At 43.6% G+C, this 14117-nt stretch carries 14 protein-coding genes; 13 read left to right on the top strand and 1 reads right to left on the bottom strand.

What is annotated here, in order from left to right:
- Positions 1-6: 6 nt before the first annotated feature.
- The 13 genes from BXO88_RS02395 to BXO88_RS02335 all read left to right on the top strand — a co-directional run bounded on the left by BXO88_RS02395 (position 7) and on the right by BXO88_RS02335 (position 13492).
- The gene (locus tag BXO88_RS02395; protein ID WP_078036174.1) at positions 7-996 is read left to right on the top strand and encodes a leucine-rich repeat protein; all 990 of its coding nucleotides are present in this window, start codon (positions 7-9) and stop codon (positions 994-996) included.
- An 88-nt stretch (positions 997-1084) separates the two neighbouring features.
- Entirely contained in the window at positions 1085-2665 is a 1581-nt protein-coding gene (locus BXO88_RS02390; protein WP_078036173.1) for a vWA domain-containing protein, read from the top strand.
- 114 nt (positions 2666-2779) lie between these two features.
- Entirely contained in the window at positions 2780-4294 is a 1515-nt protein-coding gene (locus BXO88_RS02385; protein ID WP_078036172.1) for an ATP-binding protein, read from the top strand.
- Between the two features lie 75 nt (positions 4295-4369).
- Positions 4370-4993 carry a TetR/AcrR family transcriptional regulator gene (locus BXO88_RS02380; protein WP_168171591.1) on the top strand — a complete coding sequence of 208 codons (624 nt, stop codon included), beginning with the start codon at positions 4370-4372 and terminating at the stop codon, positions 4991-4993.
- 97 nt (positions 4994-5090) lie between these two features.
- Positions 5091-5708 carry a GNAT family N-acetyltransferase gene (locus tag BXO88_RS02375; protein ID WP_139355480.1) on the top strand — a complete coding sequence of 206 codons (618 nt, stop codon included), beginning with the start codon at positions 5091-5093 and terminating at the stop codon, positions 5706-5708.
- A 238-nt stretch (positions 5709-5946) separates the two neighbouring features.
- Positions 5947-6564 (top strand): uridine kinase family protein, encoded by a 618-nt coding sequence (locus BXO88_RS02370; RefSeq protein WP_242945131.1) that lies wholly within the window; start codon positions 5947-5949, stop codon positions 6562-6564.
- 214 nt (positions 6565-6778) lie between these two features.
- Positions 6779-7381: an ECF transporter S component gene (locus tag BXO88_RS02365; RefSeq protein ID WP_078036170.1), complete on the top strand. Its 603-nt coding sequence runs from the start codon at positions 6779-6781 to the stop codon at positions 7379-7381.
- 92 nt (positions 7382-7473) lie between these two features.
- Complete coding sequence (locus BXO88_RS02360) at positions 7474-8247, top strand: energy-coupling factor transporter transmembrane component T family protein (RefSeq protein WP_078036169.1); 774 nt, start codon at positions 7474-7476, stop codon at positions 8245-8247.
- Positions 8248-8336: 89 nt separating this feature from the next.
- Complete coding sequence (locus BXO88_RS02355) at positions 8337-10067, top strand: ABC transporter ATP-binding protein (protein ID WP_078036168.1); 1731 nt, start codon at positions 8337-8339, stop codon at positions 10065-10067.
- A gap of 128 nt (positions 10068-10195) precedes the next feature.
- A complete protein-coding gene (locus tag BXO88_RS02350) occupies positions 10196-10789 on the top strand; it encodes an isochorismatase family protein (RefSeq protein WP_078036167.1) in 594 nt (197 codons plus the stop codon).
- 55 nt (positions 10790-10844) lie between these two features.
- Entirely contained in the window at positions 10845-11867 is a 1023-nt protein-coding gene (locus BXO88_RS02345; RefSeq protein ID WP_078036166.1) for a L,D-transpeptidase, read from the top strand.
- Between the two features lie 237 nt (positions 11868-12104).
- Positions 12105-12818: a C40 family peptidase gene (locus BXO88_RS02340; RefSeq protein WP_242945130.1), complete on the top strand. Its 714-nt coding sequence runs from the start codon at positions 12105-12107 to the stop codon at positions 12816-12818.
- 326 nt (positions 12819-13144) lie between these two features.
- Positions 13145-13492 (top strand): ArsR/SmtB family transcription factor, encoded by a 348-nt coding sequence (locus BXO88_RS02335; protein WP_078036165.1) that lies wholly within the window; start codon positions 13145-13147, stop codon positions 13490-13492.
- 119 nt (positions 13493-13611) lie between these two features.
- On the opposite strand, the gene BXO88_RS02330 is transcribed toward BXO88_RS02335, so the two are convergent.
- On the bottom strand, positions 13612-14061 hold the full coding sequence (locus tag BXO88_RS02330) for an HIT family protein (protein WP_242945129.1): 450 nt from the start codon (positions 14059-14061) through the stop codon (positions 13612-13614).
- Between the last annotated feature and the right edge of the window lie 56 nt (positions 14062-14117).

Below are 14117 nucleotides of genomic sequence, written 5' to 3'. Positions count from 1 at the left end.
ATATAAATGAGTTTAACTTACGAAATAAGAAATGATAAAGGAAATACCATAGCATGTGTGACGGGATATGAAGGAAGTATAAAGAACCTTACCATCCCGGAATATACGGTCAATGAAGAATCAGAGATTCCGGTCACTGAGATAGATAACAGAGCATTCGCATCAAGAAACGATATAGAGGCAGTAACGCTTACGGACAAAATAAGAAAGATTCGACCATATGCTTTTCACAGCTGTCACCATCTTCACTATCTGAGCCTGACTGACAGCGTGGTGGATTATTACGATGGTGCACTTCGTCAGTGTCAGGAGCTTCAGGAAGTGGAAATAAGCTTTAGTAAGAAGGACAGCTTCAGACTTTTGAAAGAGCTGATAGGCGACGGTGATGCCATGATTCCTGTACTGATTCATTTTCCGGTGGATGAAGAGATAATCACAGCGGCACTGACATTCCCGTCCTACGCGGATAATTATGAGGAGGATACCTTCAGCAGAGCATTTCATGAACATATAGAGGGTTCCGGCTATGTTACGAGGCAGCTTGTGACCAGAACGGATATTGATTTCACGGGTTACGACAGATTGTTTCCGAGATTCACCTATGATGAGCCTGCCAGTGCTGTCAATGCTGCCTTCGGAAGACTTATGTATCCCTACAGACTCGGTGAAGAGTTCAGGAAGCAGTATGAGGATTATCTGAGAGAAAAGAGTCCCGAGATACTTCCGAAGCTCATAGAAGGATACAATGCACCCCGATTCGGACGTGAAGGAGAGCTCATATGGATTCCTCAGGATAGAACCAGAACTGAGGAGAGGATAAGGTTTATGGTGGAGCAGGAGCTGATCTCCGAAGAGGCATTGGCACCTGCCCTTGAAACAGCGGCAAAGGAAGGTATGGTGACCACCTCAGCGCTGCTGATGGACTACCAGAACAGGCATTTCAGAAATGCAGATTCGGGCAATGTTTCTTTTGGACCGGAATTGTTCGAGCTGTAATAAAATATTCATTGATAACCATTATGCAATTTTGATTTTGGTCGGACTGTGATCTGACTATATTTAGATCAACTTTTTAAGAAAAATTATGGCAGAGAAAAAACTGATGAAGGCCCATCAGGACCTTAGCGATTTTGGAAACAGAATACTGACGGAGGCCCGTACGGAGCTGTACCTCGCCATGCGTTTTATGGGGAGAGCTCTGGACAGTCTGGGATATACACTGGATCTCAGCACTCAGAGGATGGGAACTGATGCGAGGACTATACATTATAATCCGACCTTTGTGTTTCATCTTTTTGTGGAGAGTCCACAGAAACTGGACAGGCTGTATCTTCACATCATACTTCACTGTATATTCAGACATATGTTCACGTCGGACCAGTACGAGGACAAGGAGCTCTGGGACCTTGCAGCGGATATACAGGTGGAGTCGGTGCTGGATTCCATGGATTATGACATTATAAATCGTCCGGCATACCCCTTCAGGGAGCAGTGGTACGAAAAGCTAAAGGCTGAATGCAAGGTTCTGACGGCTGAGAGGATATATAATTATTTTAAGCTTAACAACATAGATCTGGACACGAGGCTCAGGCTTCACGAAGAATTCTACAGATGTGACCATCAGTTCTGGAAGAGACTGGAGGATGAGGATAAGGATGCCAATGCTTCTCCGGAAGGTGATGTGAACCCACCGGAGAATAATTCACCGGAAAACAGGGATGACAGAGATGCTTCTGATGGAGATGATTCCGATGAATCATCCATGGGTTCCGATGGAAGATCCGATGACCGGAAGGATGACAGAGATGCTTCCGGAAGATCTCATGGAGATGATGGAAGAGAATCCTCAGGTGATGCACCTGAAGCTGCCGGTAATTCCGGAGAAAACCGGAAAGAGGATAGTGGAAGGAGACCTCCGCTTCAAAATATTTCTCCCGATGAGCTTGACGAGAACTGGAAGGATACGGCAGAGAGATTAAAGACAGAGCTTGAGACTTTTTCAAAGGATGCATCGGATGAGACGGGGAGTCTCGGATGGGTCCTGTCGGCACAGTATCGCAAGGAAACAGACTTCAGGGAGTTCCTCAGAAAGATTACGGTTGTAAGAGAAGAAACAAGGGTGGATCCTGACAGCTTCGACTATGGCTACTACAATTATGGTATGGAGTTTTACGGGAACATGCCCCTTATAGAGGAGAATGAATTTTGTGAGGACAGAAGGATCTCGGATCTGGTTATAGCCATAGATACTTCGGCGTCCACCAAGCAGGAGCAGGTTCAGAAGTTTCTAAATGAAACTGCGGCTCTTCTCAGGAACAGGACAACCTTTTTCAAGCAGATAAGGGTTCACATAGTTGAGTGTGATGATCAGATTCAGAGTGATGTGACTCTCTATAAGCCTGAAGAGATTGAAGAGTATGCCGGGAATTTCCAGATGCGGGGAGGTTACGGCACGGATTTTCGTCCGGTATTTGAGTTTGTTGAGGAGCTTCGGAAAAAGAGAGAGCTTCCGGAGATGAAAGGTATGCTCTATTTTACAGACGGATACGGTCAGTATCCGGAGAAGCAGACGGACTATGATACGGCATTTGTCTTTGATCCTCTTTCTGATATCAATGACAAGGATGTGCCTGACTGGGCCATGAAGCTGTATTTGAAAGAATAAATATTTAAGTTCTGATTAACCGGAATTGAGTTCCGGGATAAATGAAGAGTTTTAATTTAAAATGAGAGAGTCCGTTCAGGAAAGCGGACTTGAAAGATAACAGGCGGAGAAAATATGAATATAAAAGAAGCAAAGCAGGAAGTAGTTAATACAGTCAAAGCTTATCTTATGAAGGATGAGACCGGTGCCTACAGGATACCTGTAGAGAAGCAGAGACCGGTGCTTCTCATGGGACCTCCCGGAATCGGTAAAACTGCGATTATGGAGCAGATAGCGGAGGAGCTTAACATTAATCTGGTGTCCTACACCATAACTCACCATACGAGACAGTCAGCCATCGGACTTCCGTATATAAGTAAGAAAAATTACGGTGAAGAGGAGTATTCCGTTACAGAGTATACGATGTCAGAGATCATAGCGGCTATCTATGATCAGATTGAGAAATCAGGAGTAAACGAAGGTATTCTGTTCCTGGATGAGATAAACTGCGTTTCAGAGACATTGGCACCTACCATGCTGCAGTTCCTTCAGTACAAGACCTTCGGTTCCCACAGGGTTCCTGAGGGATTTGTCATCGTGACTGCGGGAAATCCGCCTGAATACAACAAGTCCGTAAGGGATTTCGATATAGTGACTCTCGACAGAGTGAAGCGTATCGATATAGCCGAGGACTATTCGGTATGGAAGGAATATGCCTACAAGATGGATGTCATCGGAGCTATCCTTGCATACCTTGAGATAAAGAAGGAAAATTTCTATTCCGTCAAGGCCGGCATCGAGGGTAAGCATTTCGTTACCGCGAGAGGCTGGGAGGACCTGAGCCGTATAGTTAAGGTCTATGAGGACATGGGACTTCCTGTGACGAGGGATCTGGTGGGGCAGTATATAGGGGATCCGGAGATCGCAAGAGACTTTGCCACCTACTATGAGCTTTACAACAAGTATCGCGTTACATATCAGGTTCCGGCTATACTTGAGGGCAGTTTCCCGAAGGATCTGTCTGCGATCATTTCAGCTTCCTTCGATGAAAAGCTGTCGCTTCTCGGACTTATGGTGGATACGCTGAATCACGAGTTTAGACATTATGCTGAGCAGCTTGACATACAGAGAACAGTTTTCTCGGAGGTAAAGAAGCTGAAGGAGCTGTCTGAAAAAACTGGCGGAACCTGCGACCTGCTTGATGCGCTTCGTACAAATCATGATGCCATAAAGCTTCATATGGAGAAGAGCATAAAGGCTCACATGCTCAGTCGTTATCAGGCAAGGATACAGAAAAAGACCCTTCTGGCACTTGAAGAGCTTGAAAGCAAGATGGCTCTTACGGGCGGCGGTAACGATGCCCTTTACGGAACCGCAAAGCAGTGGTTCACAGAGAGGGAAGCTGCAAGAGCCCTTTCCATAAAGAAGACAGGGGAACATCTTACCAATGCTTTTGCCTTTATAAATAGTGCCTTCGGTGAGGGGCAGGAGCTGGTTATCTTCCTCAGTGACATCAATGCAGGCTTCTACAGTCTGAAGTTCATATCCGAGTGCGGAAATGAGGCATACTACAAGTACAATGAGTACCTTTTATTGAAGGATCAGCGCGCAAAGCTGAGAGAAGAGGTGCTGAAGGCCATGGAGCTGTAAAAAAATATTGACAAAAATAAACGACCGTTTACAATTATGGTAAACGATCGTTTATTTTGTTGGAGGAAAGTGTTTATGAAGACTTCTAAGGAGGATATTTTGATTGTGGCGCTCAAGCTGTTTTCAGAGAGAGGATTTGACGCTGTATCAACGAGTATGATAGCTGAACAGCTTGGGATAACGAAGGGCGCTCTGTACAGGCATTTTAAGGACAAGCAGGATATTTTTGACAGTATCATCGAAAGGATGTATGAGCTGGACAGAGAAAGAGCTGAAACAGACAGCGTCCCCGTCAGTGATTATGAAGAGTCTCCTGAAGAGTATGAAAGCACTGACTTTAAGGCGTTTTGTGAGTTCACGATCAATCAGTTTGACTTCTGGAGTGGGGACGAATTTGCGGCCTCATTCAGAAGGATGCTTATCCTTGAGCAGTTTAAGAGCCCGGAAAAGATGCAGCTTTATCAGGATATGATAGTTAAGGGACCCGTAAAGTATTCAGAGAATCTTTTTGGAGAGATGATAAGAAAAAATATGCTTAACAGTAAGGCGAGGGGGATCGGGGCAAGAAGACTTGCCATGGAGCTTTTTTCTGCACTTTCTCTGGCTTTGCAGCTGGATGACGGAGGTGAAGACAGAGAGAGGATAAGAGAAGACCTGAAAGTGATCGTCGAAGAATTCAGAAACAGATACTCGGCTTGAAAGGATAGGAGAGAAATATGGAAGTGTTTTGTCGGGAGACAATGGAATACAGGTTTAAGGGAAGGCCTAAGATACATTAAAGCAGGAGGATAAAGCCTTGAGTATAGAAATTAGAATTGAAGAAGAAAGAGATTACAGGAACGTTGAAAATCTGATAAGGGAATCATTTTGGAATGTTTACAGACCGGGGTGCATGGAGCACTATGTAGTACACTGCTTCAGAAATGATCCGGCATATATAAAAGAACTTGGTTTCGTTATGGAGGAAGACGGAGTTTTGATAGGACAGGCCATGTATTGCCGTTCAGAGATAAAGCTGGATAGCGGCGAGACACTTCCGGCTATAACATTGGGACCTATCTGCATAGCCAATGATAAGAAACGAACGGGATATGGCAAGATACTGCTGGATGCCACCATCGAAAAGGCAAAGAGTTTAGGATTCGGTGCCATAATAAATGAAGGAAACATCGATTTTTACGGTAAGTCAGGATTTGTTCAGGCAAAGTCGAAAGGGATTTTATATGCTGACGATCCCGAAGCAGACTACCTTCTCGTTCTTGAATTAAAGAAGGGATATCTGGATGGTGTCCACGGCACCTGGGCTGATCCTGAGGGATATTTTTGCTGTGAAAAGGATCCTGAAGGTTTTGCATCATATGAAGCTTCATTCCCATATAAAGAAAAGCTTAAGCTTACCGGACAGCTGTTTTGAGAATGATCATAATCGGATTAAATTGCATTATGAAGAAGAACAGAATATAGACGTTTTAAGTGAGCTTGACATCTTTGTGACAAACCTCTATGATTTAACACATATTGTGCAAAAATAAGTACAAAATGAGGGACACCTCTGTTTTGTCAGAACGGCGCAGGTATTCGGAAATAAGGAATGAGTCTTTGGATTCATGGAAAAACGAAGATTGAGTGTGCCGGCTTTTCAAGGTAAACCAATGAATAATATGAGACAGAAGCAGGTGCAGAACCGGAAACGTTTTTTGCCTGCAGTGTTAGCTATAGAGGAGCTTATCAGAAGAAGTGACGACAGGATCATCATTGCTATCGATGGGCGAACCGGAGCAGGCAAGACGACTATTTCCAAGTATCTTCATGAGAAATTTGGCGGCAACCTGTTTCACATGGATGATTTTTATCTTCAAAGTCATCAGAGAACAAAAGAACGCTTGCTGGAAGTTGGCGGAAACGTTGATTATGAGCGTTTCAAACGGGAAGTTCTGGATGTGATAGAAAGGGGAGAGGTGGTTCACTACCGTCCTTTTAACTACCATACGATGGATTTTGATGCCGAGTTTGCCAGAGATATTCCGCCCAAGAGGCTGAATATTATAGAGGGTACATATTGTCTTAATCCTTATTTCGGAGATCCCTATGATCTTCGTATATTCATGGATGTTGAGTATGATCAGCAGATCGAGAATGTCATCGAGAGGGAGGGAACCTCTGAGCTTGATGATTATATCGATAAGTGGATACCGAAGACGGATATCTATATAGAAAGAATGGGTGTCCAGAAAAGATGCGACATAACAATTGAGTTTTCGAAAGACTGAGATGGTGAATGATGATCTGTATCAGAAACAGTCAGCCTGAAAAAAGAAGAGCAAATCCGGAGCGCCAGTTGCGTTCCGGATTTTTTGTATCCGATGCTGTAATTAGTGAAAACAGGACTCCCATTTTATTAAAATTAGTATATAATAATGGCAGTTTTTATTCATTTATCCATGTTCAAAATGAAAATCATTTAAAACGAAGGGGAGATAAAATATGGGTAAGCTTTTCAAAACTAACTTCTCAACTGCAGTGATCGTTCTGATTCCTGCCTGCATCGGTATCAACTACATCGGCAAGCTTTTTGCACAGGTACTTAAGCTTCCGCTCTGGCTTGATTGTATCGGAACTTGCATCGGTGCTATCCTTGGCGGGCCTATCATCGGCGGTATCTGCGGTGCAGCCAACAATCTGATCTACGGATTCACAACAGGGGATAACATCACTCTGGTTTATGCTCTTACATCACTTTTCATAGGAGTGTCTGTTGGAGTTATGGCGAGACTCGGATTCATGGAGACTTTTCCAAAGGCCATGATCACAGCCTGTGTCGGTGGTCTTGCGGCAGTTATAGTTTCAACACCGCTCAACATCATATACTGGGGCGGTCAGACCGGAAATGTGTGGGGAGATGCGGTTTTTGCGGCAACTCAGGCCAGCGGCTTACCTGTATGGTTAGGTTCACTCCTCGACGAGCTGGTGGTTGACGTACCTGATAAGCTCATCACAGGCGTTATCGTATACCTTATTGTCAGCAAGCTTCCTGAGAAGCTCACATTACTTTATGATGCAAATGCAGTGGTTGAGTCACTTGATTAATGAATTGTTTTTGTTAAAATAATAACCGAACATTGAAACTTAAGCGGTCATGTGTAGCATGACCGCTTTTTTATAAAGGATCTGTCTGAAATATGAAATCTATATCACTGTATGCCGACAATGGCTCCTGGCTTGTAAAACTTCACCCATTTTCAAAGATGTTCTATCTTGTGGCGGCAATACTTATTCCCCTTATCGCCGGTCGTATATTTATGTTTGCGATTACGGTATTCGCAAGCATTTGTATGCTTGGAAGTGCCCGTATGCTGAAAAAGGCACTTCCGCTCATAGCATTTTCTTTCACTATCATATTAACTGTTTTTATCATTCAGGGAATTTTCTATAAGGACAATGACTCCCTCCTGCTTTCTCTCGGTCCTGTGAGCTTTTACAGGGAGGGACTTTTATACTCATCCCATATAGGTCTCAATATCCTGAATATGCTGCTCAGCTTTTCGATACTGGTACTGTCGACCAGTCCGTCTGAACTGGTTGAAGAGTTGGAAAAGAAGGGCTTCAGTCCGAAACTTGGATATATCATTAATTCGGTCTTTCAGATAGTGCCGGAAATGATGGGGACCATGCATACCATTTCAGATGCCCAGAGGAGCCGTGGAATGGAAACCGAGGGCAGGCTGATGACTCGAATCAAGGCATTTCTGCCGCTCATCTCCCCTGTAGTCATGTCCGCTCTTACATCAACCCGGGAAAGGGCAATAGCTCTTGAAGTAAGAGGCTTTGGGTCAAAGATGCAAAAGACATATCTTTACAGCCATCCATACAGCACTGCAGATCAGATCATGAAGTGGGTGAGTATACTTTGTCTTTTTCTGGTCATCACACTTAGAGTGACCGGTATTCTGTAAGGGGATGCTGAAGTCTATCCTCCACTTTTGTGTAATCACAAGTGGAGGAAGACTTATGACACTTATATCATAATATCAAGGAGCTTGTAATGTCTCTGATTGAAATAAATAACCTTAAATATCGTTATCCAGGAACAACGGAACTTGCGCTGGATGATATCAGTCTGAACATAGAAAAGGGTCAGTTCATAGGAATAGCCGGGGAGAACGGTGCCGGAAAGAGCACACTTTCTCAGGCTCTTCTTGGGCTTATACCGCAGTTTTATAAGGGGGCTTACGGAGGTTCGGTAGTTGTTGATGGTCTTACAGCAAAGACTGCGCCGGTGGCAGAGCTTTGCAGTAAAGCCGGACTTGTATTCCAGAATCCGTTTAATCAGCTTAGCGGTGCAAAGGATACTGTTTATGATGAGGTGGGCTTCGGTCTACAGAATCTGGGTATCGAACCATCTGAAATTCACTCCCGTGTTGAAGATGTTCTTAAAAGATTTGGAATATGGGAATTTCGTGACAGAAATCCCTTTGATCTTTCCGGAGGGCAGCTCCAGAGGGTAGCCATAGCTTCAGTCCTGGCCATGAATCCTGATATCCTTATCCTTGATGAGCCCACATCCCAGCTTGATCCGGCAGGATCCGAGGAAGTATTCCATACAGTTGATGAACTTGCTGAAACAGGCATTACTATCATCATGATAGAGCAGAAAATGGAGAAGCTTGCGGAGTACTGTGACAAGATAATGCTTATGCATCATGGAAAGCTGATTGATTTCGATACTCCTGAAAAGATCTTTTCAAGAGAAGACCTTATGGAGTACGGAGTAGTGCCGCCGGTCTATACTGAATTTGCGAGAAAAAATGATCTGAGACTTCCTGACGGAAATTATCCTGTGACTATAAAGAAGCTATTGGACCTGATAAAGACCGGTAATTTTGATTGTAAAAAGCTTATGACGTCACTCGGGAAAATCACCGGACCTGAGTTTTGTGATTTAGAGGAAGGCACAGGTGAAAAGCAGAATTTGATAGAGGGGGCGGTTTCAGAGGCTGCCGTTAGTCCGGAATCATCAGACCGGACTTTTATCGTAGAGGACCTGCATTTTTCATATATCGAGGGACGGGAAATATTTAAGGGAATAAATCTTTCACTGGACAGAAGACCTACTGTGATAATAGGTCAGAATGGCGCCGGAAAGACCACACTTGTCCGTATCCTGAAGGGACTGCTAAAGCCTGACAGCGGCAGACTAAGCTTTGAAGATCAGGATATTGCATCCAAAACTGTTGCCGAGCTGGCAGGAAAAGTCGGCTATGTTTTTCAGAATCCTGATGATCAGATATTTAAATACAATGTTTTGGATGAGGTTATGTTCGGACCTTTAAACATTGGCATGACCAGAGAAGAGGCTGAGACGCGAGCTCATGAAGCGCTGAAGACAGTGGGGCTTGACGAGGTATCAAGGAAGAATCCGTATGATCTCGAGCTTTCGGATAGAAAAATGGTGGCTATCGCTTCGGTTCTTGCCATGGATACTGATGTTATCATACTTGATGAGCCTACCATCGCTCAGGACTATAAGGGCCGTGAAAAGATCCGTGAGATCATCAGAGACCTGTCTTCAAGGGGTAAGCTTGTAATAGCCATTCTCCATGATATGGATTTTGTTTCGAAGTCGTTTGAAAGGGTTATCGCCATGGCGCATGGAGAGATACTTGCCGACGGAACCCCTGATGAGATATTCAGAAATCATCAGGTTCTCGAAAAGGCTGCACTGACACCGCCGCATCTCGTTGCTCTGATGGAAGAGCTGGATATGGGTAAATAAGCTTACTGAAGTAAAGACATATAGTCATATGAGTGTTTTTTAGTGAGAGAACAGTGTAAAGGCGCATATTTATGTTTGGACGAGCTAACATTATTTTGGGATAGAATAAATGATTTGGAGGGGATAGCGTGAAGAAAGAGGATCTGATTCTTGTTATAGACATGCAGAAGGTTTATGAGTCGGGGCAGCCGTGGGCGTGTGGAAATGTGACCGGAGCGGTCTGGAACATATCAAAATTGCTGGATAAAGTGATAGAGATGGAGAATAATGCTCCATCAGCCATGCTGACCCGGTTCATTGCGGCAGATCAGGAGGATGCAGTGGGAGTATGGTCTCACTACAATGAGATTAACAGGGAAATAAACGAGGATCCGGTTATGAACGAGTTCATACCTGAGATCGCCAGATACGTGGAAGAGTTTCCTTATTACGATAAGTGTACTTACAGTTGCTTTTCACAGCCTTATGTAAGGGCTGCGGCGGACAAGGCCATGGTGCACGGCGGTGCTATAGTGCTTACAGGTGTGGTGGCTGAATGCTGTGTGCTTTCGACATTTTTCCAGGGAACGGATCTGGGATATCATTTTATCTATCTCACAGATGCCTGTGCCGGACTTGATGATGAGACGGAAACTGCAGTGGTAAAGGTGCTGGAGGGACTTTCGCCTCTGCACGTTGAGTTTATGACCACAGAAGAATACTTAAAAGCCATAGACAAGTGAGATTTAAAAGAGTTATGCTAGGCTTGTTTTGTAATGTCGATAAGAGGGGGCAGGAATGAAGAAATCAGTTTTTCGTTCAATCATTATTGCATTATCTGTAAGCGCCATGGTGAATATCACTGCTTTTGCAGATAATGTCTCGGGTGGTAACATTGGTATAGGGGGGATGCCGGCAAATGGACAGTCGGGATCCGGTGAAGAGTTGTCCTATGAAGAAAGGCTGGCTCAGGTGGCTGCGATAAACGGCGTCAATACCAATATGGATATGTCGTCCATCAATGCAGTAGCTCAGTCACCCGGAGAGGCTATGGCTGCAGGTCAAAAAATGTCATCTGTTAACGGTATGTCAGTTACATATCAGATGGCTACCGGAGAAACGGTTGTCCTTGACAGCATGACTATAGCTTCGTGGATAACAGGAAATGAAGGAAATATCCTGACTGTTGACCAGAATCAGGTGGCAGCATATGTTCAGAGTTTGAAGGACATGTATGATACCAAGGGTCTGCAGACATGGATTAGCGCAGACGGAACAGAAAAATCCCTTACGACAAGCTATGGCTATTATATTGATCTTGCAGGCGAGACTGCAGCTCTTACGGCCAATATACAGGCTCTTCAGGCGGTGGTGAGACAGCCTGTATATGCAGTTGCGGCTGCTCAGGGCGCCATGCCTCAGTGGGGCAATACATTTGTTGAAGTAGATCTTTCATCACAACATGCATACTACTATCAGGACGGAATGTGTGTCTGGGAGAGTCCTGTTGTGTCCGGTACGGCAACAGATCCTGAGAGAGCAACACCTACAGGGCTTTTTACAGTAAGCTACAAAACTACAGACAGAGTTCTGAGAGGACCTATAGGAAAGAACGGAAAGCCTACATATGAGTCGCATGTTGACTTCTGGATGCCTTTCAATGGAGGCATAGGTCTTCATGATGCAAACTGGAGATCATCTTTCGGTGGAGATATCTATATAAATAACGGAAGCCATGGCTGTATCAATCTTCCTCATGACAGAGCACAGGCACTTTACGGTTTGATAAACAAGGGAACTGTGGTTGTTGTCTGTGAATAAAAATAGACAGAACTGCCTTAAGATTTGTTCATAATTTGGCCTTTAGGCTTTAAAAATGCCTAAAATGCTACGGATTTAAAGGACATTGTCCGTCAATTTTATAGTTATTTTATAAAGATTGACTGTTTTTCCTAAGAATTTGCTTAAGAAACAGTAAGGAATGTTTATATTATCTTTAGTACAAGTTCATATTTAAGATTTAAAATAGCCTCTGTTGTGTGACAATGGAGGTTATTTTTGATTACAAGAGAGATATTATTTGACAGTACAGAAGTTAAAGCTAAAGAGATTAAGAGAGATAACAACATCTCTGCACCATTATCAAGAAGTGTTAAAAAGCTGAGTGCTTCTGTTATAGTAACTATGTTGGTTATGACAGCATTTGCAGTACCTTCTTTTGCGGCGAATAAAACCATAGACAACACATTTTTGGAAGAAACTGTAAATGCAGAATATGAGAAAAAAATAAAAGCGGCTGCAAATTCATCTATAGAGGAAGGCGTAGCATCTGAGGAGGGCTCTGCCGCAGAGATCATGACTTTAATACCTGGTGATTCTGAAGCTGAAGCAGCCGAGGAGGCACTTGAGCTTGCGGTAGAACAGAAATCATCAGGAGAAAAAGTTATAGAGTTTGCTACTCAGTTCCTTGGAAGACCGTACAGATACGGTGGAAGCAGTCTTACATCGGGAACGGATTGCTCGGGATTTGTTATGAGCATATACAGAAATTTCGGTATTTCTTTACCGCATTCTTCATCCGGGCTCCGCTCTGCAGGAGTACCGGTTGGAAGCCTTGCCGAGGCACAGCCCGGAGATATCGTTTGTTATTCCGGTCATGTGGGCTTATATCTTGGAGACGGCAGACTGTTATCCGCACTTAACTCGAGAGAAGGAATTGCTATAAACAGCGCAACATACAAAAGAATACTGGCAATCAGAAGAGTAGTCTGAGAGTCCATGTTTACGTCGTATCATAGGACGTAATAAGAGTTACGGCAGAGTGCTTTTTAGAACCGCTGTAAAACAGGAAAAGATTTTCTTTTGCCGGGACGAAGAGTGAAAGAAAGTCAAAAAATGTGGATAATTTTAAGACTATTTCTATGAAAATTACTAAAAAGGGGCTTCGGCTCCTTTTTTTGTCCACATTATATGGATAAGTCTGTGTAAAAGTATAAAAATCATTAAAAACGCAGAAAAGCGTGTTGATAACTTTGGGGAATTGTGCAAAAAAATTATTTATTTTTGACTTTTTTTATTAGTTATTTATAATTAGATATATGGGTGAGAAAAAAGACAATAAGGACAACAAAGACAACAAACTGATGATGCTTAAGGCTATCGCAAATCAGACCCGAATCGATATTCTGAAATGGCTGGCGGATCCGGAAAAGTACTTTCCGGGGCGAAAAGAAGATAGTTTAAATGACATTGACTTTATGGGAGGGGTCTCAGTCACTGACATTCAGAAAAAAGCGGGAAAGGCGCAGTCTACTACATCACACGATCTGGATCTGCTTGTCAAAGCAGGTTTTCTGGAAGTGAAGTATGTGGGTAGGTACAGCTACTTCAGGCGAAATCAGAAGGCTCTGAAGAAGCTCGCAAAGTATATCAAAAATGAGATATGACCTTAACAAGAAGCTCCGGCTTAGGTTCAACTTTACGTTTCGTGACGTATGGATGAACAAAAGCCGGAGCTTGCTGTTGCTTATAAAACTTACGGGTTCTTTATGCAGACATATAGATGTTATTTTCCGAGGATGGCTGTTCTGATCGGAGCTGCGATCTTCTCAAGCTCTGTCTCGTCTGTGATCTTTGTCTTGTCTGGATCCATGGCAAAGGTTCCGCCCCATTCAAACTGATCTCTGTACTTGGGTACGAGATGCATATGGAGATGATGACCTGTATCTCCGTACATTCCGTAGTTGAGCTTGTCAGGATCACATACCTTATGGATGGCTTCAGCTACAGTTGTAACATCGGCTATGAAAGCATTTCTTTCTTCCGGAGAGAGTTCAAGCATCTCCGAAACATGATGCTTTGATGCAACTATACATCTTCCCGGATGACTCTGCTCTTTGAAAAGATAGACTGTGGATGCTGGAAGCTCACAGATCTCGTATCCGAATTTTTTTACAAGTTCGCCCTTTGCGCAGTATGCGCAATCAGGATGTTCTTTTGCCATATCCTGTGACATAAAATACCTCCGAATAGTGATATCAGTTCATTTGTCTTACTATCAAAATGACTGAA

Source organism: Oribacterium sp. C9, assembly GCF_002007235.1.
Taxonomy (GTDB): Bacteria; Bacillota; Clostridia; order Lachnospirales; family Lachnospiraceae; genus Oribacterium.
The sequence above is the reverse complement of the archived record's forward strand: the minus strand, read 5'-3'. Positions and strand labels throughout refer to the sequence as shown.